24 protein-coding genes, 1 other RNA gene and 1 other annotated feature are annotated in these 24208 nt (G+C 42.5%); of the genes, 5 read left to right on the top strand and 20 right to left on the bottom strand.

Annotation, left to right across the window (positions count from 1 at the left end):
- Positions 1–56 precede the first annotated feature (56 nt).
- From mltG to ACRRMM_RS03380, 9 genes are all read right to left on the bottom strand, one after another.
- Complete coding sequence (mltG, locus tag ACRRMM_RS03340; protein WP_146270640.1) at positions 57–1139, bottom strand: endolytic transglycosylase MltG; 1083 nt, start codon at positions 1137–1139, stop codon at positions 57–59.
- A gap of 73 nt (positions 1140–1212) precedes the next feature.
- Positions 1213–2301 (bottom strand): acetyl-CoA C-acyltransferase, encoded by a 1089-nt coding sequence (locus ACRRMM_RS03345; protein ID WP_146270642.1) that lies wholly within the window; start codon positions 2299–2301, stop codon positions 1213–1215.
- Positions 2289–3740: an acyl-CoA synthetase gene (locus ACRRMM_RS03350; RefSeq protein ID WP_428828465.1), complete on the bottom strand. Its 1452-nt coding sequence runs from the start codon at positions 3738–3740 to the stop codon at positions 2289–2291. The genes ACRRMM_RS03345 and ACRRMM_RS03350 overlap by 13 nt, the downstream gene beginning before the upstream one ends.
- The gene (locus ACRRMM_RS03355) at positions 3740–4306 is read right to left on the bottom strand and encodes a biotin transporter BioY (protein ID WP_428828466.1); all 567 of its coding nucleotides are present in this window, start codon (positions 4304–4306) and stop codon (positions 3740–3742) included. Before ACRRMM_RS03355 ends, ACRRMM_RS03350 begins: the two co-directional genes overlap by 1 nt.
- Before the next feature lie 156 nt (positions 4307–4462).
- Positions 4463–4747 (bottom strand): DUF1292 domain-containing protein, encoded by a 285-nt coding sequence (locus tag ACRRMM_RS03360; protein WP_017358102.1) that lies wholly within the window; start codon positions 4745–4747, stop codon positions 4463–4465.
- Positions 4748–4762: 15 nt separating this feature from the next.
- Entirely contained in the window at positions 4763–5179 is a 417-nt protein-coding gene (ruvX, locus tag ACRRMM_RS03365) for a Holliday junction resolvase RuvX (protein WP_003216519.1), read from the bottom strand.
- Positions 5180–5182: 3 nt separating this feature from the next.
- The gene (locus ACRRMM_RS03370) at positions 5183–5449 is read right to left on the bottom strand and encodes an IreB family regulatory phosphoprotein (protein ID WP_024718370.1); all 267 of its coding nucleotides are present in this window, start codon (positions 5447–5449) and stop codon (positions 5183–5185) included.
- Between the two features lie 88 nt (positions 5450–5537).
- Positions 5538–8174, bottom strand: a complete 2637-nt coding sequence (gene alaS / locus ACRRMM_RS03375) for an alanine--tRNA ligase (protein ID WP_017358103.1) — start codon at positions 8172–8174, stop codon at positions 5538–5540.
- A gap of 79 nt (positions 8175–8253) precedes the next feature.
- Positions 8254–8461, bottom strand: a binding site (T-box leader).
- Positions 8462–8504: 43 nt separating this feature from the next.
- Positions 8505–9569, bottom strand: a complete 1065-nt coding sequence (locus ACRRMM_RS03380; protein ID WP_017358104.1) for an AI-2E family transporter — start codon at positions 9567–9569, stop codon at positions 8505–8507.
- A gap of 224 nt (positions 9570–9793) precedes the next feature.
- On the opposite strand from ACRRMM_RS03380, the gene ACRRMM_RS03385 reads away from it, so the two are divergent.
- From ACRRMM_RS03385 to ACRRMM_RS03400, 4 genes are all read left to right on the top strand, one after another.
- Positions 9794–10522: an amino acid ABC transporter ATP-binding protein gene (locus tag ACRRMM_RS03385; RefSeq protein ID WP_007501456.1), complete on the top strand. Its 729-nt coding sequence runs from the start codon at positions 9794–9796 to the stop codon at positions 10520–10522.
- Positions 10523–10536: 14 nt separating this feature from the next.
- The gene (locus ACRRMM_RS03390) at positions 10537–11346 is read left to right on the top strand and encodes a transporter substrate-binding domain-containing protein (RefSeq protein WP_407974439.1); all 810 of its coding nucleotides are present in this window, start codon (positions 10537–10539) and stop codon (positions 11344–11346) included.
- 80 nt (positions 11347–11426) lie between these two features.
- A complete protein-coding gene (locus tag ACRRMM_RS03395) occupies positions 11427–12080 on the top strand; it encodes an amino acid ABC transporter permease (RefSeq protein WP_007501460.1) in 654 nt (217 codons plus the stop codon).
- A gap of 15 nt (positions 12081–12095) precedes the next feature.
- Complete coding sequence (locus ACRRMM_RS03400; RefSeq protein ID WP_008342693.1) at positions 12096–12746, top strand: amino acid ABC transporter permease; 651 nt, start codon at positions 12096–12098, stop codon at positions 12744–12746.
- A gap of 38 nt (positions 12747–12784) precedes the next feature.
- Here ACRRMM_RS03400 and ACRRMM_RS03405 read toward each other — a convergent pair whose 3' ends face one another.
- The 8 genes from ACRRMM_RS03405 to cymR all read right to left on the bottom strand — a co-directional run bounded on the left by ACRRMM_RS03405 (position 12785) and on the right by cymR (position 19798).
- Entirely contained in the window at positions 12785–12916 is a 132-nt protein-coding gene (locus ACRRMM_RS03405; RefSeq protein ID WP_008342695.1) for a YrzQ family protein, read from the bottom strand.
- Between the two features lie 20 nt (positions 12917–12936).
- The gene (locus ACRRMM_RS03410) at positions 12937–13128 is read right to left on the bottom strand and encodes a hypothetical protein (protein ID WP_003216308.1); all 192 of its coding nucleotides are present in this window, start codon (positions 13126–13128) and stop codon (positions 12937–12939) included.
- Between the two features lie 13 nt (positions 13129–13141).
- Positions 13142–13600, bottom strand: a complete 459-nt coding sequence (locus ACRRMM_RS03415; protein ID WP_129547742.1) for a PRC-barrel domain-containing protein — start codon at positions 13598–13600, stop codon at positions 13142–13144.
- Between the two features lie 285 nt (positions 13601–13885).
- Positions 13886–16270 carry an SF1B family DNA helicase RecD2 gene (gene recD2, locus ACRRMM_RS03420; RefSeq protein WP_407974440.1) on the bottom strand — a complete coding sequence of 795 codons (2385 nt, stop codon included), beginning with the start codon at positions 16268–16270 and terminating at the stop codon, positions 13886–13888.
- 19 nt (positions 16271–16289) lie between these two features.
- The gene (locus ACRRMM_RS03425; protein ID WP_108611464.1) at positions 16290–16943 is read right to left on the bottom strand and encodes a tetratricopeptide repeat protein; all 654 of its coding nucleotides are present in this window, start codon (positions 16941–16943) and stop codon (positions 16290–16292) included.
- 61 nt (positions 16944–17004) lie between these two features.
- Positions 17005–18123: a tRNA 2-thiouridine(34) synthase MnmA gene (gene mnmA / locus ACRRMM_RS03430; RefSeq protein WP_008342709.1), complete on the bottom strand. Its 1119-nt coding sequence runs from the start codon at positions 18121–18123 to the stop codon at positions 17005–17007.
- Between the two features lie 94 nt (positions 18124–18217).
- Entirely contained in the window at positions 18218–19360 is a 1143-nt protein-coding gene (locus tag ACRRMM_RS03435; RefSeq protein ID WP_407974441.1) for a cysteine desulfurase family protein, read from the bottom strand.
- A gap of 18 nt (positions 19361–19378) precedes the next feature.
- A complete protein-coding gene (cymR, locus tag ACRRMM_RS03440; protein ID WP_008342713.1) occupies positions 19379–19798 on the bottom strand; it encodes a cysteine metabolism transcriptional regulator CymR in 420 nt (139 codons plus the stop codon).
- A 207-nt stretch (positions 19799–20005) separates the two neighbouring features.
- Here cymR and ACRRMM_RS03445 point away from each other — a divergent pair, with 207 nt between their 5' ends.
- Positions 20006–21271, top strand: coding sequence for a replication-associated recombination protein A (locus ACRRMM_RS03445; RefSeq protein WP_407974442.1), 1266 nt, complete (start codon positions 20006–20008; stop codon positions 21269–21271).
- A 32-nt stretch (positions 21272–21303) separates the two neighbouring features.
- Here ACRRMM_RS03445 and ACRRMM_RS03450 read toward each other — a convergent pair whose 3' ends face one another.
- The 3 genes from ACRRMM_RS03450 to aspS all read right to left on the bottom strand — a co-directional run bounded on the left by ACRRMM_RS03450 (position 21304) and on the right by aspS (position 24197).
- Entirely contained in the window at positions 21304–22068 is a 765-nt protein-coding gene (locus ACRRMM_RS03450) for a tRNA threonylcarbamoyladenosine dehydratase (protein ID WP_008342718.1), read from the bottom strand.
- 92 nt (positions 22069–22160) lie between these two features.
- A non-coding RNA gene (gene ssrS / locus ACRRMM_RS03455) (6S RNA) lies at positions 22161–22341 on the bottom strand.
- A 77-nt stretch (positions 22342–22418) separates the two neighbouring features.
- Positions 22419–24197 carry an aspartate--tRNA ligase gene (gene aspS / locus ACRRMM_RS03460; RefSeq protein ID WP_026050119.1) on the bottom strand — a complete coding sequence of 593 codons (1779 nt, stop codon included), beginning with the start codon at positions 24195–24197 and terminating at the stop codon, positions 22419–22421.
- Positions 24198–24208: the final 11 nt, after the last annotated feature.

The following is a 24208-nucleotide window of genomic DNA, read 5'->3' on the forward strand; positions in this document are numbered from 1 at the left end:
AAAAAACTGCAGGCAATTTCACCATTGTCTACAGTCTTTTTCCTTTCACATGAGCGCTAGTTGCTGCCTGTGATGTATTTCGCTTTCGCTTTGTTGTGCTCATTTAACGTTTTCGTAAAGACGACTTCGCCATTTTTCTTTGCTAGGAAGTAAACAAAATCTGTTTTCTCTGGATGGAGTGCTGCTTTCCAAGAAGATTCTCCAGCATTGGCAATAGGTCCAGGCGGCAGCCCTTTGTTTGTATACGTATTATAAGGTGATTTTACTTTTAAATCTTTGTAATAAACACGGGACTTATGCTCGCCAAGCGCATAAAGAACGGTTGGATCTGTTTGAAGCGGCATGTCCTTTTTCAACCGGTTATAAAACACACTTGAGATTTTTGACCGGTCTGTTTTTTCGGTAGCTTCCATTTCTATTAGGGATGCCATCGTTAGGACATCATGGATGGACATCTTTCTCTTTTTCATGTCCTTTTCGTACGTTTTTACATATTGATCTGTTTGTTTAATCATTGTGTCAATGATGGTTTCAAGTGATTCATCCTCACGATAAAACGGATACGTCGCCGGGAATAAATATCCCTCTAACGGATGCTTGACTTGTTTCCCGTTCACTTGTGATGTCACCGTTTTCGGGTATTTTTTCATCATTTTTTTAATAAAGGCTGGATCATCCAGCTTCGCTTCAACTTCTTTCGCTGAAAAATTCGTCTGGTTTGCAATAATGGCTGCAATATCAGACAACTGTTTCCCTTCAGGTATCACAAGCTGAAATGCGTAGTCTGTCCCGCCAGATGTCAGCTTTTGAATTAGCTGATCCGCATCCATTGTTTGTTTGAGATGAAAATAGCCCGCTTTAAAGCCTGATGCTTTTTTGTACTTTGCATAGTAAGTGAAAATCGTGTCATTTGAAATCAGTTCATTTTCTTTTAAAATGCTCGCAATTCCGCTGACAGATGTCCCATTTGGAATATGAATATTAATGGTTTGTTTGCTTTTTTGATCGACCGGCCCGAGTGCTGATTTTACATATAAAAAACCTGATAATGCTGCAATGATGATCACAGCAAGTACAGATAACAGGACGATCCCCATTTTTCGTTTAAAAAATGGTCGTTTCTTTTGTTCTGAAAACATGCATGGCCCTCCTCACATCTAGCTTTTATAGTACATGATTCGACGGAGTTCGGCAATTACTTGCTCATGCATGTCATGACAGAACTTGCCATAGTGTGGCTAAACCGACACCGCCTCCACTGCCAATTGCAGCCATGACATAGCTTCCATTCGGTAAGGCGCGGGCTTCGTAAAACAGTCTCACCATCATAGCAGCTCCCGAGGCGCTATATGGATGCCCAAGACAAAGCGCACCGCCTCTTTTATTGATACGGTCATAAGGAATACCTAGTGTCCGGGCAATGAGTACTACTTTGAGCGCAAACGCTTCATTGATTTCAAAAAGTGCAACATCTTCTATCTTCACCTGTTCTTTATGTAAAAGTTTCTTGATTGCATCAATTGGTGAAGCAGCAGGATAATGCGGGTCTATAGCGGTCACGGCACTCCCGATATACCGCAGCATAGGGCTGAAGCCTTTTGCCTCCGCTTCCGCTCTTTCCATTACAACGACGGCAGCTGCACCATCTGCTTCTTTACAGCTATTGGTCACAGTCACAGTACCTTTTCCTGGTAAAAAGACAGGTTTTGCCCGCTTTATCAAGCTTGCAATCGGTCTTATTTTAGCTGCCGCTTCATCTGTACTCAGCCCGCTAATCGGAACAATTTCTTCTGAATACGTTCCTTGCTTGAATGCGGTTATACTTCGTTCCCAGCTTAAAAGTGCATAGTCATCTTGCTCTTGTCTCGCAACTGAAAATCTCGACGCCGTCAGCTCTGCCGCTTCCCCCATATGAGGGTCTCCTATCCACTCTGGAGAAAAGCGGGCCCTTTCTTTCATTGGTGACCGAGAAATGCTTTCCGTTCCACCAGCGATATATATTGATCCCTCCCCCGACTGAATCATGATGCACGCTGTTCTAATGGCTTCAAGACCGGAAGCACACTGCCTATCAATGGTCATACCCGGAATATGTAATGAAAGCCCTGCTTCTAACGAGGACAGACGGGCAATGTTGCCACCACCCCCGACGACATTGCCTAAAATGATGTCATCTGGCTTGGTCACGTTTGAAAAATGCTGGATCAAGGGCGCAGCTAGATGCTCTGGCCGGTAATCCTTCAACATTCCATTTTTCTCACCGAAGGGCGTCCGTTTCGCTTGTACGATCACGGCTTGCATAATAGTTGTTCCTCCGCCCACTTTTTCATACTGGCACGAGCGATTTTCCCTCCTGATGTTTCGATCATTTTGTCCGTGACGAGCCATTTTTTTGGTACTTTGTATGCCGCTAATGTTTCTTTTACAGCTTGCCGAATGGTTTTTGTTTGCTGTACATTCTCAATAATGGCAACAGGGATTTCGCCCCAATATGGATCAGGAAGTCCAATCACGATTGACCGATTCACCTCTGGCTGTTCATTCAGCACACGCTCAATTTCCTCTGGAAAAATATTCAGTCCCCCATAGACAATCATGCCATTCTCGCGGCCGCTCATATACAAGTAACCATCCTCGTCGAGCCACCCCATGTCATATACGGTCAGCCACTCTGCGGGCGGCTTTTCATCTTGTAAATAGCCTGAAAAAGACATTGGGCTTTTCACATAAATTCTCCCGATTTCATTTGGCTTGCAAACGGTTTGATCTGCCCTCCTGATTTCAACCTGAATAGAAAGAAAAGGCTTTCCGACAGAAGTAGGCTTTTGCAAAAAATCATCTGAAGATAAATAGGAGACAAAGCTCAATTCTGATGTTCCATAAAAATCAAAAAATGTGATGTGGGGATTGCGGTTGACGAGCTGTTTTTTTGAAGAGTTTCCCCAATCTGCACCAGAAGACAGGACAAGAAGCGGATGTTTTCCGAAGGCATCCATTTGCAGTAACGATTCTGTCATGGTCGGAACCGTATAAATAGCCGTGATGTCTCCTCTTTCTAAGATGTTCTTTGCTTTATCTGGCACAAATTTTTCTAACAATGTCACGGTGCCCCCGAAATAAAGTGTGCTGATCGCCCCGTATAAAAAATGAGAGGATAAAAGTGTGCCCAAAATCAGTACATGATCTTGATGTGTGATCCCAAAGACGGAAGCTGTCATTTGAAAGCTCTCGATCCATGACTGCTGGCGTCTTATGAAGGCTTTGGGCGATCCCGTTGATCCTGAAGTAAATCCCATATAAAAAGCAGGATCTTCCTCCGGTTCACCTTTGTTCGATTGAACGTTTATGCTGATTCTTTCTTTCCATTCAGATAAAGAGAGCACTGGCATATCCAGCTTGTACTTTTCAATCCTTTTGATATATCGATCTTCCACAATGACAAGGTCCGCGTCGCTTAATAAGAGCTTTTCCGCGCATTCCTTGTCACTCCACCGCGGATCAAGAGGCACCGCTGTCCATCCTGCAGAAGCTGCGCCAGCAAATAGTTGGAGAAACGGAACACCATTTGATACTAAAAAAGCGACTCTTTTTTGCTGATGAGGCGTTTCTTTTAACCATTGTGCAGATGACTGCACACGCTCATGCCATTCTTTATAAGTGATCTTCTCTTTTTCATCTATGATCGCCATCTGACTTGGGTTCACTTTTGCATGAGCTGCATAGCTTTCCGTTATTCTCATCAAACTGCTCGCCTCCCTCTATGTGAGTCCCTTTTTCGATATGACATCGCTTGAATGATTTTCACCGTGAAGACAGCACATATCCCTGCTTTGATCAGATCACCCGGTAAATAAATGACGCTGAACAGAGCTGCTTGCGTGATCTTTATATGCATCATCATGGCTTGAAAGGGTATTCCGCCTATATATAATATCCCGATACTGCATACCGCATAGATCAAAAATAGTCGTAAGGCCGTCACTTTCTTCAGCCGGTTCAGCCACAGGCTGATCATAAAGGCAGCCACTGGATAAGCAAGTAAAAAACCACCGCTTGGCCCAAAAAAGACCCCTATACCGCCTCTCCCTCCAGATAAAATAGGTGCGCCTGCTGCCACTATTAGGAGAAACAGAAGTAAACTAATCAGCGCTTGCTTTGGTTTTAACAGCCCACCAGCAAGCAAAAGACCTGCGGTTTGCATTGTGATTGGTACAGGTGTAAACGCAAGAAAAATAGGCGGAATCAACCCTAACATCCCAATAACTGCTGTCATTAATGCCATTTGCATCATATCGTGAATTTTCAATTTTCATACCCCTCACTCGATGTTTTTGATAAAAATAGCGTAAAAGGTCGAGTGATATATGTCAACTAAATTTCAATAATAGTTTACATATAGAATGTAAAAAAAGACCTGTGAAGAAAGATCACAGAGATCATGTTCACAGGCCTTTTATTCGTTCTATTCTTCTTCGTCTTCTTGATCTAAGAACGTATTTAACGTTTCTTCAATCATGTCCCACTCTTCATCCGTTTCAATTGGCTCTAATTCGCCATCTTCACCGTCTTCGTTTGGTGTGAAGCTTGATGCATGAATTTCAATTTCTTCGTTATCTTGTTCAGAAATTGGGTAGTAAAGAACATATGATTTGTTAAAATGGTCGCTTTCAAAAGTAAATAGTACTTCGCAAAGCTGCTCATTTCCATTATCATCAACGATTGTAATTTGCTTTTCTCCGTGTTCCATTTGATTCACCTCATTTTAATTTAAGCTGTCTAAATACCCTTGAAGGATCATAACAGCCGCCATTTTATCAATGACTTTTTTACGCTTTTGTCTGCTCACATCTGCAGAGATGAGCATTTTTTCTGCTGCCATCGTTGACAGACGCTCGTCCCAAAGCACAACAGGAACATTGTACGTGTTTTCTAACACTTTCGCAAATGATTGGCTGGCCTCGCCTCTTGGACCGACCGTACCGTTCATATTTTTTGGAAAACCAAGGACAATTTTATCCGTTCCATATTGCGAGACGATCTCAGACAGGCGGCTGAGACCAAAGTCTCCGCCTGCTTCATCAATTTTAATGGTTTCAATCCCTTGAGCTGTCCATCCCATTTCATCACTGATTGCCACACCAAGGGTTTTCGTGCCTAAATCTAAGCCTAAAATTCTCATGTTTTACGCCTCTTTATGTGTCTCTAAGTACGATTTAACCAATTCCTCAATTAATTCGTCTCGTTCTAGTTTACGAATTAGGTTGCGTGCATCCTGATGTCTTGGAATATAAGCAGGGTCGCCTGACAGCAAGTATCCGACAATTTGATTGATCGGGTTGTATCCTTTTTCTTGGAGTGCGTCATAAACTGTTATGAGCACTTCATTCACATTGGTTTCAGCTGAATCATCAGAGAAGTTAAACTTCATTGTCTTATCAAATGAACTCACTGCTTCTTGCACCTCTCTTCCAACATTCTACTAGCAAGCTTTTTCTAACCGCTCATCTAATACCATTATTCTACACTACATTGACTGATTATAAAACGGATTTGACAGATTCTTCGACAGTTGCCAGTGCTTCTTCAAGCTTTTCTGGCTGTTTCCCGCCTGCTTGTGCCATATCTGGGCGTCCGCCTCCGCCTCCGCCGCAAATTTCAGCTGCCTGCTTCACAAGTTTTCCTGCATGAAGACCTTTTTCAATGACATCTTTTGTCACACCGGCTGAAATGTTGACTTTTCCATTTTGAACGGCACCAAGTACGATGACAGCTGAACCTAATTTCGCTTTTAAGTCATCAACCATCGTTCTTAAATGGTTCATGTCTTTGGCGTTTACTTTTTCAGTTAACACGTTCACTCCGCCAACTTCGATAACTTTTTCCAAAATAGAGCCAGCTTCTGCTTGACTTAATTTCGCAAGAAGTGATTCGTTTTCTCTTTGAACTTCTTTTAAATCAGCCTGCAAGGAAGCGATGCGTTTTGGTACATCTTTTGTATTTGATTTCAGTTCATTAGCTGCCTTTTCTAAAATCGCAAGCTGATCATTTAATTCTTCATAAGCACCTTTACCTGTTACAGCCTCAATACGGCGTGTTCCAGCACCAATACCCGATTCAGATGCAATTTTAAACAATCCGATCTCCGCAGTGTTTTGAACGTGACAGCCTCCGCATAACTCGATGCTGTAATCACCCACTTGCACAACACGGACAATATCGCCATACTTCTCGCCAAACAGCGCCATTGCGCCCATTTCTTTTGCTTCAGCAATTGGTTTCAGGTCAATGGCAACCGAAATGCCTTCCCAAATCTTTTCGTTGACGATTTTTTCAATTTGTGACAATTCTTCTTTTGTTACTTGTCCAAAGTGAGAAAAGTCAAAGCGAAGTCTGTTTTCATTCACAAGTGAACCCGCTTGGTTAACGTGGCTGCCCAATACATCTTTTAGCGCTTGGTGCAAAAGATGTGTCGCTGTGTGATTTTTCACAATGCCTTTTCGAAGCGCTGATTCGACTTCTGCAGTGACTTCAATGCCTTTTTGAACCGTACCACTTACGACGACTCCTTCGTGGACATGCTGGCCGTTTGGCGCCTTTTTCACATCTTTGATATCAATGATCGCTTCGGCACTTTTTAACGTTCCTTTATCCGCCACTTGTCCGCCGCTTTCCGCATAGAAAGGTGTTTCATCTAATAAAATTTGCACCGTTTCCCCTTCGTGTGCTTCTGTGACAATTTCACCGTTTTGAAGCAATTCGATAATACGAGCATCTGCAGTTAAATTTTCGTAGCCAACAAACGTACTTTCTGCTTTTATATCGCCTAAAGCCCCGCCTTGAACCTGCATACTGCCCACATCTTGTCTGGCATTTCTTGCACGTTCACGCTGCTTCTCCATTTCTAGCTGGAAGCCTTCACGATCGACTGTCATGTTCTCATCTTCAGCATATTCTTCTGTGAGTTCGACCGGGAATCCATATGTGTCATAAAGCTTAAACACATCTTTACCGGAAATTTGTGAGCTGCCATTGTCTCGTTCTTTTTTAATCACTTCTGATAAAATGGCTAACCCTTCATTCAGTGTCTCATGGAAACGCTCTTCTTCATTTTTGATCACTTTTGCAATAAATTCTTCTTTTGCTTGAACATCTGGATAGAAATCCTTCATGATCTCCGCAACAACTGGAACTAGGTCATACATGAATGGACGGTGGATATGGATCGTTTTTGCATAACGCACAGCACGGCGCAGCAAACGTCTTAACACATAACCTCGGCCTTCATTAGAAGGAAGCGCTCCGTCACTGACGGCAAAGGCAACAGTACGAATATGGTCAGCAATGACTTTAAATGCTGTGTCTTTTTCTTTTGACTCCCCATAGCTTTCTCCAGAAATCGTTTCTACTGCACGAATAATCGGCATGAACAGGTCTGTATCAAAGTTCGTCGGTACGTTTTGAATCACAGAGACCATACGCTCAAGACCCATTCCTGTATCAATGTTTTTCTTCGGAAGCGGTGTGTATGTACCATCTGGATTATGGTTAAATTCAGAAAAAACAAGATTCCATACTTCTAGATAACGTTCATTTTCTCCGCCTGGATATAATTCAGGATCGTTCATGTCGTTGCCATATGCTTCGCCGCGATCATAGAAAATTTCTGTATTCGGACCACTTGGCCCCTCGCCAATATCCCAGAAGTTGCCCTCTAGACGAATAATTCGTTCCTCAGGGACACCCATTTTATCTCTCCAAAGAACATATGCTTCTTCATCCTCTGGATGCACTGTTACAGATAACAGATTCGGATCAAAGCCAATCCACTCGTCACTTGTGAGGAATTCCCAAGCCCATTCGATTGCCTCTTCTTTGAAATAGTCTCCAATAGAGAAGTTGCCCAGCATTTCAAAAAACGTATGATGACGTGCTGTTTTCCCTACATTTTCAATGTCATTTGTACGAATTGATTTTTGTGCGTTGCAAATACGCGGATTCTCAGGCACGACGCGGCCATCGAAGTATTTCTTTAATGTTGCCACCCCGCTGTTAATCCATAAAAGTGTTGGATCGTCATGCGGTACGAGGGACGCACTCGGTTCGACAGCATGTCCTTTTTCTTTGAAAAAATCTAAAAACATTTGACGTACTTGAGCTGAAGTTAAAGTTTTCATCATAAATCCTCCCTTTTTTATTCTCAATCTTCACACAAACGAAAAAACATCCCGCCCTATGCAAGCAAAAAACTACTTACACAGGGACGAGATGCTCTCGCGGTACCACCCTGATTATAGACATATGCGTCTATCACCTTCACATCCGATAACGCCGGAAGAGAGCGGCAGTGTTTATCTGCACTCGGGACTAGCTTCCGTTAAAGGTCTGATAAGGCTTTTCTCAGCAAACAAAGCCTCTCTCTGCAACAGCTTTTTAACGTACTCGGGTCCGTCATTGAATTCAATATGTATGAATCGAAATTATTATAGACAACTCGGCTCGTCTTGTCAATGAACGCTTCGTCTCATGTGAATATATTGCACAATAATGACCCTCATAATGGCTGCGGACGGCACGGCTAAAATCATTCCAATCAAGCCAAACAGCTCACCTCCAGCGAGTAACACCAGCATGATTACGACAGGATGCATATGCAGGCTTCTCCCGACAATGATCGGACTCAGTACATTGCTTTCTAAAAATTGAAGCACGGCTACTGTAATTAGCACAATGATCACTGACTTCACTGAGATGGTAAAAGCGATAAAGACAGCTGGAATCGCTCCAATAATCGGACCAAAATACGGAATGACATTCGTTGCGCCGATTAACATACCTAGTACAAGCGGATATGGAATATGAAACAGCCAAAGAACAATGGCGGCAGCACCTCCAATTAAAGAACAGACAAGCAATTGCCCTCTAATATAATCCCCAAGTGAGTCATCCACTGCTTTCACAAAGGCATGTCCCCTTTTTCGGAAGCTTGGCGGTGTTAAATACCATGCTGCCCGCTTCATCGTGTTCATATCTTTCACCATATAAAAGACAAGAAAAGGAATAAGTGCAGCAACTAAGGCGTAATCAAGCAGTACTTTACAGCTAAGAATCATCCGCTCTGCCCCATTTGCGGCATACGTTTCAGATTGGACAATAAAACGATCCAGCCGTTCATGCAGTCCATCAGGCCAATGGCTTGTATGACGATGAACATGTGATAAAGCACCATTATACGTTTCGGCAAGCATGGGAATTTGCTCCGACAATTCATTTAACTGAGCGATTAAAACCGGTGCCCCTTTATACACAGCCAAACCAATGCCACCAAAAAACAGCACATAAATCAATAAGAGACTGACCGTCCTTGGCAAACCTCGCTTATGTAGTCTTTCAACAATCGGATAAAGAAGATAAGAAATAAAAATAGCGATAAGAAGCGGGATCAAAACCGCTTTGAGCAATAAAAAAATAGGCATCCATAACTCGTCGAGCTGAACCAAAATGAGTAAAGACGCAAGGACAAGCAGTACACCTGCAGCATATATTAGAAACTCGATCGGACGTTTCTTCACCTTTTTCACCTCTCTTCTTATTGTTTAACCAACTTCTGCAATTATCCATGTAAATAAAATTTGTCCTAACTTTGTTAAAAATGAATACACATGAAACATACAGCTCCATCCAAAGTCACTGTTTGCTGTAAAATCCCGTCAGAAAATATTCCAATATTTACTTCTTTTTAAACCATTTATGCTAGAATCCGCTTTAGCTCAATCATTAGAAGAGGAGGTTCTTCATGATCACATTCGAAGAAGTCAACAAGCATTACGGCCAGTTCCATGTACTTAAGGACATTAACCTACATATTCAAAAAGGTGAGGTTGTTGTGATCATCGGTCCTTCAGGATCTGGAAAAAGCACGATGCTCAGGTGTATCAATCGTCTTGAAAGCATTGATGAAGGAAAAGTCCTTGTCAATCAAGTGTCTGTTCAGCATCCGAAAACCAACATCAATCTCATCAGGCAAAATATCGGGATGGTGTTTCAGCACTTCCATCTTTATCCGCATAAGACGGTGCTTGAAAACATTATGCTTGCGCCGATGAAGGTTAAAAAAGTGAGCAAAGAAGAAGCAAAGGAAACAGCTGAATTTTATTTAAATAAAGTTGGCATTCCTGAAAAAGCAGACACCTACCCTTCTAGACTCTCAGGAGGACAGCAGCAGCGTGTGGCAATCGCAAGGGGACTTGCAATGAAACCTGAGGTCATGCTTTTCGATGAACCAACATCAGCTCTTGATCCAGAGATGATCGGTGAGGTGCTAGATGTGATGAAACAGCTGGCAAGGGAAGGAATGACAATGGTCGTTGTCACGCACGAGATGGGTTTTGCCCGTGAAGTCGCAGACCGTATTGTGTTTATTGATGAAGGAAGAATTCTTGAAGAATCTACACCAGCTGCCTTTTATGAAAAACCGCGCGAGAAACGCGCTCAGCTCTTTTTAAGCCGTATTTTAAATCACTAGGGGGAATGAATTTGATGAAAAAAATGAAACGCCTTGGCCTATTACTGTTGATGACTTGCTGTATGATCGCTCTCGCTGCCTGCGGCTCTGCCGAGAAAGGCTCAACCGATGCAAAACAAAGCAGCTCATTAGAAGCCATTAAGAAAGACAAAAAAATCGTTTTCGGTGTGAAAAACGATACTCGTTTATTTGGTCTAAAAAATCCTAGTAGCGGGGATATTGAAGGGTTTGATATCGATATCGCAAAAGCGATCACTAAAGAAATGCTCGGTGATGAAGGAAAAGCAGAATTCAAAGAAGTGACATCTAAAACAAGAATTCCTTTACTGCAAAAAGGAGATATTCATGCCATTGTTGCCACAATGACGATCACAGAAGAGCGTAAAAAAGAGGTCAATTTCTCAGATGTTTACTTTGAAGCAGGACAATCACTGCTTGTGAAAAAAGGCAGCGACATTCAATCGATTGATGATCTTAAAAAAGGTACGAAGGTGCTTGCAGTGAAAGGGTCCACTTCTTCTCAAAACATTCGCGAAAAGGCACCAGAAGCATCCGTTTTGGAGTTTGAAAATTATCAAGAAGCCTTTACAGCCTTAAAATCAAATCAAGGGCAAGTTCTGACAACTGATAATGCAATTTTATTTGGCATGGCAGACGAAGATTCAAATTATGAAGTCGTTGGTGGAACATTTACCGATGAGCCTTATGGTATCGCTGTGAAAAAAGGCGATGAAGAATTGACAGAAGCCATTAATAAAGCGTTAAAGGCATTAAAAGACAATGGAGAGTATGACAAGATTCATAAAAAATGGATCAAAGAATAATTAATTGACTCGATCAATCTCAACACCCTCAGGAGATCCGCTTGCCGGCTCCTCTGTTGATTAGGAAGGAAGTGAACTGATTGCTGCGGTTTTCCATTTTAACTGAGAACTTCCATCTTTATTTAGAAGGGTTTAAATATACGATTGGTGCAAGTGTCATTGCGTTGATTGGAAGCTTTTTCATCGGTACACTCATTGCCATCATGAGAATCGCGCCACTAAGGCCGCTCAACTGGTTAGGGACGGCTTATGTGGAATTTATTCGGAATATTCCGTTATTATTGATCACCTTTGTGTTCTTTTTTGGTTTACCGGTACTTGGCATTGTGGCAGATGGCTTTACAGCAGGAACCATTGCCCTCTCCATTTATACGTCTGCTTTTATCGCTGAAGCCATTCGTGCAGGTATACAAGCTGTACCGCTTGGACAAATGGAAGCTGCTAGAGCTTCTGGTCTGTCATATGGCGGAACGATGCGATATATTATTCTGCCGCAGGCCATCAAAATTGTCATTCCACCACTTGGGAATCAATTTATCAACCTTGTGAAAAACTCGTCTATTTTAGGTGTCATTGCAGGGTTTGATCTGATGTACCAAGGAGACCTTATCGCTTCGAGAACGTTTGTGACATTTGATGTATACATTTTTGTTGCCATGTTCTATCTTCTATTGACCATTCCGCTTAGTCTAGGCGTTGGTTATTTAGAAAAAAGATTAGCCCGAAGCCACTAGAAAGGAGGAAACACAATGGATTTTATAGGTGCCTACCAGCCCGATCATCTCGCCTTTTTACTTGAAGGATTTGCTGTCACCTTAAAAGTGGCTTTTATCTCCATCATTTTAAGCTTTATCATCGGATTAGTCGTTGGCACATTGAGGTTCGCACAAATCCCTATTTTATCAAAGGTGCTTGCGGTCATTGTTGAAACCGTTCGGAACCTGCCGCTTTTGCTGATCATCTTTTTTACGTATTTCGCCCTGCCTGAAATCGGTATTAAGCTGAGCATTACGGCCTCTGCCATTGCGGCTTTAACCGTGTTTGAATCCGCCATGCTGTCAGAAATTATTCGTAGTGGATTAAAATCAATTGATAAAGGACAAATCGAAGCGGCCAGGTCCTCTGGTTTAACGTATATTCAAACGTTAAAAATGATTATCATGCCACAGGCGTTACGCCGAATGGTACCGCCGATTGTCAGTCAATTTATTTCTCTTTTAAAAGATACATCGCTCGCCGTTGTAATTGCCCTTCCAGAGTTATTGCATCACGCGCAGATTTTAAATGGTCAAAGCCAATCTTATTTACTTCCTATTTTCCTCTTGGCGGCCATGATGTACTTTGTTGTCAACTTCAGCTTGTCTATACTTGCACGGAGATTAGAGTACAGGCAGGCATAAAAAAAGGACATCCGCTCATGGTGGATGTCCCTTTTTGTTTAAAGCATTCGCATAACTCGTTTTCTCATCTTTTTCATATCCCGCTTAGATGGCATATCATATCGACTTGCAAAGTGATATGCGAGTGCACCTGCACCAAGCGTTAATAGTGAAGAAGTCATTTTGCCCATTCGAAATTCCCCCTTAACACTTATAGTTGAATTGAACGTTCATCGTCACTAAACAGGTCGTCTAAACTGCTTAGTGTACCGTCTTCCTCCACTTGGTGAGTAGATATTTTGCCTTTTGACAGTGTCAATTCAATAAAACAGCCCCAGCAATAATATTGATTGACCCCAATTTTTCCGATGTCTTTACATTTGCAATTTGGGCAAATGAGCATATTCAGCACCTCTTTACGTTCGGTTTAGAACAAGTGCTTCCTTTTGAACATCCATCAAGGTTCCGGCAGCATGCAGCTGCTTTCGAATCCCTGATAGCTCTGTAAAGAAGCCGTCCGAGAGTTCATATGCTACGATTGTGCCCGAATTCATGCAAAAGTATACATCTTCCAAAACACCTAATGTTTCACCATCTGGCGTACGGATCATTTTCTTTTTTAATTTCGAAAAGAAGAAGGATGGGGCGGAGGTATCTATCTCGATGCCCTTCTGGTAGCTCACATATAGACCTTTGTCTGTCAGTTTGTCGCCAGCTGAGAATGGAATGAAAGCACAGTCTTTCTTTTTCCCATCTAAAACATATCCCCCGCAGCTGCCGCCGGCTAAAAAGCAAATATCTTTGATCGCCCCAAGTGAATGAGACAGCTCGTCTGTATAGATCGTCAGTCCTTCAAGCTCTCGACATGTTCTCAAAATGTGATCAACCACCTTTTCGGAACAGTCTTATCGTGTGCGTTTCCTCTATGACTCATACGAAGAAATGGCTTCCATGAATGAAGCCATCAGCGTGTAGACAAACCCTCGCATTCTTTGTCAGTCCTGCGTGCTGGTGCTCACGAATGTCAAATTCGTTCCGCGCCAGTACTCGTCCTTCCTAGGGCTGCAAAGGTTTTCTTTCACGCTGAAAAAAACAAAGGGCTAAAATCAAGTTCATTTTAGCCCTTTGTTTAACAATATGATGGCTTCCATGGAAGCCATTTACTCTTGCATAAAATCAAACGGAGTGATTCCCTCCATGCCAATATTGGCATCGTGTACGCTGAAAGGAAGTTCTTTTTGGAGGGCTGCTAGCTCAGCGTCCATGATTTCTTCCGTTTCAGTAAGACGCATGGTTAAAGACGTTTGTCTAAGGGAGTCTTCATTATTTTTTACGCCCCACTCTAATGCTGATTCCTCGCCGCACAAAATTAAAAACTTTTTACTTCGTGTAATGGCCGTGTAAAGCAAATTTCTTCGAAGCATTCGATAATAACTTCTTACGACTGGCAGCACCACGATTGGGAATTCACTGCCCTGGGATTTATGAATCGAGCAACAATAAGCGTGTGTAAATTGATGAAAATCTTTTTTCGTAAACGTGATTTCATTTCCATCAAAGGAGATGACCGCCATATCTTCTTTTTCTGTGTTTTCTTTCGCATAAAAGATCGAGACAATTTCGCCAATATCTCCATTAAAAATGTTATTCTCGGGCTGATTGACAAGCTGAAGTACCTTATCACCTGTCCGGTAGACGACATCACCAAAAGGAATTTCTCTTCCTTTTGGCTTTTTAGGATTCAAAATTTGCTGAAGCATTTTATTCAGTTCATTAATGCCTGCTTTTCCTTTATACATCGGGGCGAGCACTTGAATGTCCTTTGCTGAATACCCCTTTTGAGCAGCATTGCTGACCACTTTCTCGATGACTTCTTTCATTTGGTCACTAGAGCATTGAATAAAGGATCGATCCTTCGAGCGTGCAGTAATATCCTTTGGCAAAACACCATTTTTCATATCATGCGCAAGCTCAACAATTGTTGAACCGTCTGCCTGCCGGTAAATATCAGTTAGTGTAACTGCCGGTATAGCTTGTGACGCAAGCAGGTCTCTTAACACTTGACCAGGTCCGACAGATGGAAGTTGATGTTCGTCTCCAACCATAATGACTTGAATATGATCTGGGATCGCCTTAAACAAATGGTTCGCCAGCCAAATATCCAGCATACTCGATTCATCAATGATGACAAGCTTTCCTTCAATCGGCTGGTCTTCATCATGTGAGAAGCCTTCTGATCCATTCCAGCCTAGCAGCCGGTGAATGGTCACAGCAGGAAGTCCAGTGGATTCTGTCATTCGTTTCGCAGCACGTCCAGTTGGTGCGGCAAGCACGAACGGAAATGCTTCATCTTTTTTATAATCACCCGGGTCAAGAGAAACGCCGTGAAGATCGCTGTAAAGCTCGACAATCCCTTTAATGACCGTCGTTTTCCCTGTACCCGGTCCGCCTGTTAAAAGCAGCATTGGAGACATGAGTGCCTTTTGAATGGCTTCTTTTTGGGTTGGTGCATACTGGACACCAAGCCGTTCCTCCAGTTCACCGAGTGCAAGCAGAAATTCTGATTCAGGAAATTGATCTGCATATTCCGTTTGAGCAACAATTTTTTGAATGCGTTTTGCCACACTTTGCTCCGCATAAAAGAGCGACGGATGATAACAGCGATCATCTTCAATGATCATGTCTTTCCCTTCACCAAGTGCAATGATCTGATTGGCAACGTCCATTTCAGTCACTTTGTAGTCATTGCCTGTTTGATTCAGCAATTTACGGGTTTCGATGATCAGATCTTTCGTTTGTATGTACGTATGACCGTCTTGCAGGCTTGCTGTCTCAACGGTATACAAAAGGGCTGCACGAATGCGTTCTGGATCATTTCCAGATATCCCTGTTCTAGCGCCGAGTTCATCTGCTTTAATAAATCCAATCCCCTCGACGTCTTTGACGAGCTGATAAGGATTTTCTTCAATTTTCTGCAACGTTTCACTCTCGTACGCTTGGTAAATCTTCATACTAAGCTGAGGACCAAAGCCATATTGATTCAGGCTGATCATGATTTGCTCAAGCCCTTGATGCTCTTGAAGTGCGGCAGCCAGCTTATCTGCCTTCTTTTTTGACAGGCGAGGGACGTCATACAACACAGACGGATCACGCATAATTTGATGAAGCGTCTGATTACCTAACTTACCGACGATTTCTTCCGCCGTCTTTTTTCCAATCCCTTCAAACAAGTCACTAGAGAGATAATGAATGATGCCTTGCTTTGTTGTAGGGACTTCCTTTTGAAAATGAGTGGCTTGAAACTGCTCGCCAAACTTCGGATGACTTGTGACCTTGCCATAGAAGGTGTAGGTTTCCTCCTCATGAAGCGCTGGGAAGTACCCTGTGACAGATGCAGTTTTTTCCTCTAAATTCTCTGATGTTTCAATGACTTTTACTTTTAACACCGAGTATAAATTACTTTCGTTATGGAAAATAACGGCTTGAATCGTCCCTTTTAAAAACGGTTCATCTTCAAGCTTCATTTGATCTGGATGTTCCTGCACAGGTCTTCCCTCCTTCCGGTTATTCTGCCTCTTGAATCAGCTTTTGCGCATGCAATGCAAGCATATGATCAGGCTGCACTTCAATGGCTTTTCCTAGCATTTCAAGCGCTTCATCTTTTTTTTCTAAATACGCATACGCAACGCCTGCATTATAAAAGGCGTCTGCATGCTGCGAATCTCGCGTAATCACTTCAGTAAAGACTGCGACCGCTTCCTCCAGCAGATGTTCATTCGCTAAGCACATGCCAAATTGAAATCTTGCTTCGTTATCTTCTTCGTTTAGCTCAACTGCACGCTGAAGATAAGGCATCGCAAGCTTTGGCTGCTCTAATTTCATCAGTGTCTGCCCTAACATATAAAACAAATCACTGTTTTCCATTCCAGCTTGTAGCGCTTGCTCAAAATAGTCTTTCGCTTTCATAAAGTCTTCTTTCATCGTGTAGACATTTCCTGCCCCATAATAAGCTGCAGCTGCTGTATGATCAAGTTCAATGGCTTTTTGAAAGAAGTTCAATGCACGTTCAAATTCATGAACACTTGAAAGTAAATTCGCAAAGTTAATATATGGAACCGGGTCCTTTGGGCTTTCTTCAATGGCTTTCGTAAAAGCTTCAGCTGCCTGTTCAATGTTCCCTTGATTTAAAGCTTCAATACCGATTTCGTTATGATTCATTCGCTCTCTTCATCCTTTCATTAAAAAACCTCAACAGCGACGTTGAGGTTTTTAACACATGTTACACATACGACAGCTTTTGGCCATCTTTAAAGACATCGTCAATGGTCCCGCCGCCAAGACATTCTTCGCCATCATAAAAAACAACAGCTTGTCCTGGAGTGACAGCACGAACGGGTTCATCAAAGATCACCATTGCTTCCTGCTCACCTGTCATTTTGACTTTTACATGATGGTCTTCTTGACGGTATCGGAATTTTGCTGTGCATGTGAGTTCACCGTTTTCGCCGACAATATGAGGACGAGTCCAGCTGATGTTAACAGCTGAAATACTTTCAGAGTATAAAAGCGGGTTGTGGAAGCCTTGTTCAACAAATAAGATATTTTTCTCTAAGTCCTTCCCAACAACGAACCACGGATCACCGCTTCCGCCAATGCCAAGTCCTTGGCGTTGACCGATCGTGTAATACATCAGTCCATCATGTTCACCTTTTACTTCTCCGTCCATTGTCTGCATCACACCGGGCTGTGCAGGCAAATATTGGCTAAGGAACGTTTTAAAGTTTCTTTCCCCAATAAAGCAGATGCCCGTAGAATCTTTTTTCGTTGCTGTTGCGAGCTCTGCTTCTTTCGCTAATTCACGCACTCTTTTTTTCTCTAAATCGCCAATTGGGAACAACACTTTATCAAGTTGTTCTTGAGTCAGCTGATTCAAGAAATAAGTTTGGTCTTTGTTTGTATCAAGACCTCTTAGCATTTTCACTTCATCGCCGGTTCTGTCGACACGGGCATAGTGGCCTGTTGCCAAATAATCCGCTCCAAGCGACAATGCATGCTCAAGAAATGCTTTGAACTTAATTTCTTTATTACACATGACATCTGGATTCGGCGTTCTGCCTGCTTTATATTCATCAAGAAAATATTGAAACACTTTGTCCCAATACTGTTTCTCGAAATTCACTGCATAATATGGGATTCCAATCTGGTTACAAACACGAATGACATCCTCATAGTCCTCCGTTGCTGTACATACACCATTTTCATCTGTGTCATCCCAGTTTTTCATAAATATGCCGATCACATCATAGCCTTGCTCCTTTAACATGAGCGCAGCAACTGATGAATCGACGCCTCCGGACATACCGACCACAACTCTTGTGTCTTCAGGTCTTTTTGTCATCTTCATCAACTCCAATTTCAATGAAACAACGTGCGCGTTTCGTTCTTCAGGTGCCTAGCTGTTTCATTTTTCACACACGAACAAAAGGGAGCATTTATTTGGCTAGGCGTTTCACGACAGCCGCTATCTTATGCGCCGCCTGCTTCACATGTTCCTCTTCATTTCCAAGACCGAAGCTTATTCTGACTGAGGATGTCAGCTCTTTTGCTTCTTCACCATACATGGCGCTTAATACGTGCGAAGGAAGGACAGATCCAGCCGTACATGCTGACCCGCTTGAAACAGCAATCCCTTCCATATCTAAGTTCACAAGTAACGATTCAATAGAAACGCCCGGGAAGTGGACATTTAAAATGTGCGGCAATGTCTCTTTCGGATGTCCATTGATAGAGAAATTGAGTGATTCCTCTTCGAATACTTGCAGCATCGCTTCTTTGAGCTTACCATAATGCACTGCTTTTTCTCTTCTATTTTGCTTTGTTAATTGAACTGCTTCTGCAAGTCCAATGATTCCCGCCACATTTTCAGTGCCAGCACGGCGTTTTCTCTCTTGTTCTCCTCCGAATAGCTGCGGAGAAAGTTTTACACGCTCATTCACGTATAAAAAGCCTGTTCCCATCGGGCCATTTAGTTTATGACCGGACGCAGATAAGAGGTCGATATGAAGTTCTGTGACATCAATTGATATTGTCCCAAATGCTTGTACAGCGTCTGTATGAAAATAAGCAGTGTGTTCGTGTAAAAGTTGACCAATTTCTTTAATTGGCTGAATCACACCTGTTTCGTTATTGCCATACATGATGGTCACCAGAATTGTATCGTCTCTTAGTGCTTGTTTTAATTGATCAAGATGAATCAATCCAGTGTGATCCACATCTAAATACGTCACATCAAAACCAAGCTGCTCTAAGCGTTCGCATGTATGCAGCACTGCATGATGCTCAGTTTTTGTTGTGATGATATGTTTTCCTTCATGCTGCCTTGCCATTGCAACACCTGTAATGGCCAAGTTGTCTGCCTCTGTTCCCCCGCTTGTGAGGATGATCTCCTGCTGCTTACAGTGTAATTCTCCTGCAATGACTTCCCTTGCTTCATCGAGCCACTTTCTTGCCTCGCGCCCATATGAATGAATACTAGAGGGATTGCCAAATATCTCTGTAAAGTAAGGCATCATCTTGTCCACAATTCGCTGATCCATCGGCGTTGTGGCTGCATGATCTAAATAGATACGTTCCATTTCCGGTACACCTCTGATCTAAATATAGAACATATACGCCTCTTGATCCTCATCATCTTTATAGCTTGCTAAGTCTTCAAGAGTTGTATTGTCTAGTACGTCTTTTACTGCATCACGAATACGAATCCAAAGTGCACGCTTTGCTGGCTCTTCGTTTTCGATCACTTCAACAGGACTAATAGGTCCTTCTAATACTCGAATAATATCACCGGCTGTAATCTCGTTTGGCTCATGGGCAAGCACATAGCCGCCATACGCTCCACGGATACTTTTCACAAGACGTGCATTGCGAAGTGGTGATACAAGCTGCTCTAAATAATGCTCAGACAAATCATTGTTTTGAGCGATTGATTTTAATGATGTAGGGCCTTCGCCATGTTTTTTGGCTAATTCGATCATGATCGTCAGACCATATCTGCCTTTAGTAGAAATTTTCAAGTTAAACACCTCTGCGTTTTCTATTTCTATGTCATCAATTATTTTTCTGATTTCATATACGCTTATATAGACCAAAAGCAATTATATCATACTTTTAGCCAACTTTCATTTGCGGGTTCTGAGCTCAAAACGAGGACGCATCCCTTTTCTATTTGAAGAAATTTCGGTACTCTATACAAACAAGACATTGCTTTAGGAGAGATAATCATGAAACCTTTAGCGTATCGGATGCGCCCAAGTCATATTGGAGACATTATTGGGCAGGAGCATCTCGTTGGAGAAGGTCAAATTATTAGACGAATGGTCGAGGCAAAACATTTGTCCTCGATGATTTTATACGGACCGCCGGGAATCGGCAAAACATCCATTGCCACTGCAATCGCTGGCAGTACAAGCATTGCCTTCCGTACATTGAATGCGGTGATTCATAACAAAAAAGATATGGAAGCTGTCGCCGCTGAAGCGAAAATGAGTGGTCAGGTCATCTTGATTTTAGACGAAGTCCACAGACTCGATAAAGGGAAGCAGGATTTCCTTCTTCCGTATTTAGAAAATGGCATGATTATTTTAATTGGCGCGACAACAGCTAATCCGTATCATGCGATCAACCCAGCCATCCGTAGCCGGACACAAATATTTGAGCTGAAGCCGCTGGAAACAGAGCAAATCAAAGCTGCATTATCTCGAGCTTTACAGGATGAACATCGCGGGCTTGGCGGTTATGAGGTGACAGTTGACGATGAAGCGATGAATCATTTTGCCAATGGATGCGGAGGAGACGTGCGTTCAGCTTTAAATGCACTAGAACTCGCTGTCTTATCAACAAAAGCAGATGAGACTGGGCATATCAAAATCACTCTTGCCGCAGCAGAAGAATGTTTACAAAAAAAGAGTTTCTCACATGACAAGAATGGTGATGCTCATTATGATGTCCTCTCGGCTTTTCAAAAATCCATTAGAGGATCTGATACAGATGCGGCGCTGCATTACCTTGCAAGACTCATTGAAGCGGGAGACCTTGAAAGCATTTCGAGACGATTACTTGTGATGGCTTATGAAGATATTGGCCTAGCCAGTCCGCAGGCAGGGCCACGTGTGTTAAGCGCTGTTCAAACAGCTGAGAGAGTTGGTTTTCCAGAAGCACGAATTCCACTCGCTAATGCCGTGATTGAACTGTGTCTTTCTCCAAAGTCAAACTCCGCTTACCAAGCGATTGATGCGGCACTGCATGATATTCGCACGGGGAAAATTGGTGAAGTTCCCGTTCATTTAAAAGATGCCCACTATAAAGGAGCAGCAGCACTTGGAAGGGGCGCCGATTACTTATATCCGCACGATTATGAAAATGGCTGGGTGAAGCAGCAATATTTACCTGATCCGCTGAAAAACAAACAATATTATGAACCAAAGCAAACTGGAAAATTTGAAGGTGCACTAAAGCAAGTGTATGAAAATTTAAGACGGCAAAAATAAAAAAAGCCCCCTGCTCTAAGCAGGCGGGCTATTTATTTATCTTTCACACGTGTAATCGGAATGTCTTTTAACAGTTTCATAATGACATGACCACCCATGATCAGTCCAGCCACAGATGGAACAAACGCATTGGATGATGGCGGCATTTGTGCCTTACGAATTTTCGCTTCATCATTTCCAACTTCTTTTCTCACATCTTCACGAATGACAATCGGACTTTCATCAGAGAAAATAACTTCTATTCCCTTACGAATGCCTTCCTTCCGCAGGCGTGTTCTGACGACTTTCGCAATTGGGTCTGTATGTGTTTTCGAGATGTCATCAATTTTAAAACGTGTCGGATCTGTTTTATTTGCAGCACCCATACTCGAAATAATGTTCACATCGCGTTTCAGGCACTCTTTCATTAAATGAATTTTATAATGAATTGTATCTGATGCATCAATGACATAATCGAGCGGATACTCAAAGAATTGTTCATACGTTTCTTCTGTATAGAACATTTTGAGCGCAACAACTTCACATTCTGGGTTAATGTCAGCAATTCTTGCCTGCATTAAGTCAACTTTAGGCTGACCAACCGTTGATAGCAAAGCTGGCAGCTGCCTATTTACATTTGTAATATCAATATCATCTTTATCAACAAGAACAATACGGCCAACACCTGAACGAGCAAGGGCTTCTACTGCAAAAGAACCTACGCCGCCTACTCCAAGCACTGCAACTGTACTGTTTTTTAATATATTTAAGCCTTCCTTGCCAATGGCAAGCTCGTTTCTTGAAAACTGATGTAACAAGTGCCTCACTCCACCTTTATTTAAAATGAATCGAAAGAATCATATCATATTCAGCGTTCTCCGTCATCCTTCTCAAATAGAAAAAAACACAAAAAAGTCCCGATCACGCCGCCAGCTTTTCCTTCGTTTTGAACCCCGCACCATGCAGGTGGGTGCTTTCTTCCTCACTTTATAAGTCCTCAGAAGAGGCATTTATGCAGAAAGGAAAGGCAAGCTCCCGTAGAAAAAAATGTTCGGTCAAAACTAGGTAACCACCGTACGTATCAGGACTTTATTTATTGGTTGATGAAAGCATATCATAGGCATGTCCCTTTTACAAGCGTTTACATGCCTATAAACATGCGCCTATTTTACTGTTTTACTTTTGTTTTAATCGCCAAACTCAGTTCATCTAGCTGCGCTGCGCTTACAGTGCCAGGAGCATCTGTGAGAACACAGCTTGCACTTGCCGTTTTCGGAAACGCAATGGTATCTCTTAGGTTAGATCGGCCGGCAAGCAGCATCACTAAGCGGTCAAGTCCAAGCGCAATTCCGCCGTGCGGAGGCACACCATGCTCAAATGCATCAAGAAGGAAGCCGAACTGATCGTACGCTTCTTCTTTAGAAAAGCCAAGTAAACCAAACATTTTCTCTTGAATGTCCTTTTCAAAAATACGAATAGAACCTCCGCCAAGCTCATAGCCGTTCAGCACAAGATCATACGCTTGAGCTTTCATATCTTCTGGACTTGTTTCAATTAATTCAAGATCATCCCGAACTGGCATTGTGAAAGGATGGTGGGCAGCATAGAAGCGGCCTTCTTCTTCATCCTTTTCAAGTAGCGGCCAATCGACTACCCATAAGAAATTAAAGACAGATTCATCGATGAGTTTAAGCTCTTTGCCAAGTTTTAAGCGAAGTGCGCCAAGCGCATCATGGACAACAGACGTCTTATCTGCAACAAAGAGTAAAAGGTCTCCCTCTTCAACTTGAAGCTGTTCTTTTAATTCTGCTTGTTTTGACTCATCAAAGAATTTAGCGATTGGTCCTTTTAACTCTGTCCCTTCAGCTTTTAGCCAAGCAAGACCTTTTGCACCATAGTTCGCTGCAAATGCACCAAGTGCATCGATGTCTTTTCTTGAATAGTTTGCTGCAGCCCCTTTGACATTAATGGCTTTGACAGCTCCGCCATTGTTTACAGCACCGCTGAAGACTTTGAAATCTGAGTCTTTTACGGTGTCTGAAATGTTGACAAGCTTCATGTCAAATCGTGTATCTGGCTTGTCAGAACCATAGGAATTCATCGCTTCATCGTACGTCATACGAGGTAATGGCAATGTCAGGTCAACACCTTTGACATCTTTCATCACCTTTGCCATCATCTCTTCAGCAAGCGTCATGATGTCTTCTTGACTCATAAAGGACATTTCAATATCGACTTGTGTAAATTCCGGCTGACGGTCAGCACGTAAGTCTTCATCTCTAAAGCAGCGAGCGATTTGATAGTAGCGGTCCATCCCAGACACCATGAGCAATTGCTTAAATAATTGCGGAGACTGCGGCAGCGCATAGAATTCTCCTTCGTGTACACGGCTTGGCACAAGATAGTCACGTGCACCTTCTGGCGTACTTTTTGTTAAAATTGGCGTTTCAATGTCTAGAAAGCCGTGATCATCTAAGAAATGGCGGAATGCTTTTGTGACTTCATGTCGCATTTTCATCGTTTCAAACATCGCAGGACGGCGAAGATCTAGGTAGCGGTATTTTAAGCGCACATCTTCTGATACCTCATCTGCTTGATCAGAAATCACAAATGGAGGCGTCTTGGCTTCATTTAAAACAGTGACTGTGTCGACTTGAATTTCAATTTTGCCTGTTTTTAAATTTGGGTTGATCGTGGCTTCTTCTCTTGCGACCACTGTCCCTTTAATATCAAGGACATATTCATTCCGAATCGATTCTGCTGTCTCAAGAGCCTCTTTTGATTGGTCTGGATGAAAGACAACTTGCACAATGCCTGTACGATCACGCAGGTCAATAAAGATTAATCCGCCAAGGTCACGACGTTTTTGTACCCATCCTTTTAATACAACTGTTTGACCGATTTGGTCTTCTGTTACTTCTCCACAATAAAAAGTTCTACCAAACACAAACATTCCAC

It is taken from the genome of Bacillus sp. XT-4, assembly GCF_050864245.1.
GTDB lineage: Bacteria > Bacillota > Bacilli > Bacillales > Bacillaceae > Bacillus > Bacillus altitudinis.

What these genes read in the sequence shown, in the direction of transcription:
- mltG (WP_146270640.1), bottom strand. Translation starts at nt 1,139, where the DNA reads ATGTTTTCAGAACAAAAGAAACGACCATTTTTTAAACGAAAAATGGGG.
- ACRRMM_RS03345 (WP_146270642.1), bottom strand. Translation starts at nt 2,301, where the DNA reads ATGCAAGCCGTGATCGTACAAGCGAAACGGACGCCCTTCGGTGAGAAA.
- ACRRMM_RS03350 (WP_428828465.1), bottom strand. Translation starts at nt 3,740, where the DNA reads ATGAGAATAACGGAAAGCTATGCAGCTCATGCAAAAGTGAACCCAAGT.
- ACRRMM_RS03360 (WP_017358102.1), bottom strand. Translation starts at nt 4,747, where the DNA reads ATGGAACACGGAGAAAAGCAAATTACAATCGTTGATGATAATGGAAAT.
- ruvX (WP_003216519.1), bottom strand. Translation starts at nt 5,179, where the DNA reads ATGAGAATTTTAGGCTTAGATTTAGGCACGAAAACCCTTGGTGTGGCA.
- alaS (WP_017358103.1), bottom strand. Translation starts at nt 8,174, where the DNA reads ATGAAAACTTTAACTTCAGCTCAAGTACGTCAAATGTTTTTAGATTTT.
- ACRRMM_RS03385 (WP_007501456.1), top strand. Translation starts at nt 9,794, where the DNA reads ATGATCACATTCGAAGAAGTCAACAAGCATTACGGCCAGTTCCATGTA.
- ACRRMM_RS03390 (WP_407974439.1), top strand. Translation starts at nt 10,537, where the DNA reads ATGAAAAAAATGAAACGCCTTGGCCTATTACTGTTGATGACTTGCTGT.
- ACRRMM_RS03400 (WP_008342693.1), top strand. Translation starts at nt 12,096, where the DNA reads ATGGATTTTATAGGTGCCTACCAGCCCGATCATCTCGCCTTTTTACTT.
- ACRRMM_RS03405 (WP_008342695.1), bottom strand. Translation starts at nt 12,916, where the DNA reads ATGGGCAAAATGACTTCTTCACTATTAACGCTTGGTGCAGGTGCACTC.
- ACRRMM_RS03410 (WP_003216308.1), bottom strand. Translation starts at nt 13,128, where the DNA reads ATGCTCATTTGCCCAAATTGCAAATGTAAAGACATCGGAAAAATTGGG.
- ACRRMM_RS03425 (WP_108611464.1), bottom strand. Translation starts at nt 16,943, where the DNA reads ATGAATCATAACGAAATCGGTATTGAAGCTTTAAATCAAGGGAACATT.
- mnmA (WP_008342709.1), bottom strand. Translation starts at nt 18,123, where the DNA reads ATGACAAAAAGACCTGAAGACACAAGAGTTGTGGTCGGTATGTCCGGA.
- ACRRMM_RS03435 (WP_407974441.1), bottom strand. Translation starts at nt 19,360, where the DNA reads ATGGAACGTATCTATTTAGATCATGCAGCCACAACGCCGATGGATCAG.
- ACRRMM_RS03445 (WP_407974442.1), top strand. Translation starts at nt 20,006, where the DNA reads ATGAAACCTTTAGCGTATCGGATGCGCCCAAGTCATATTGGAGACATT.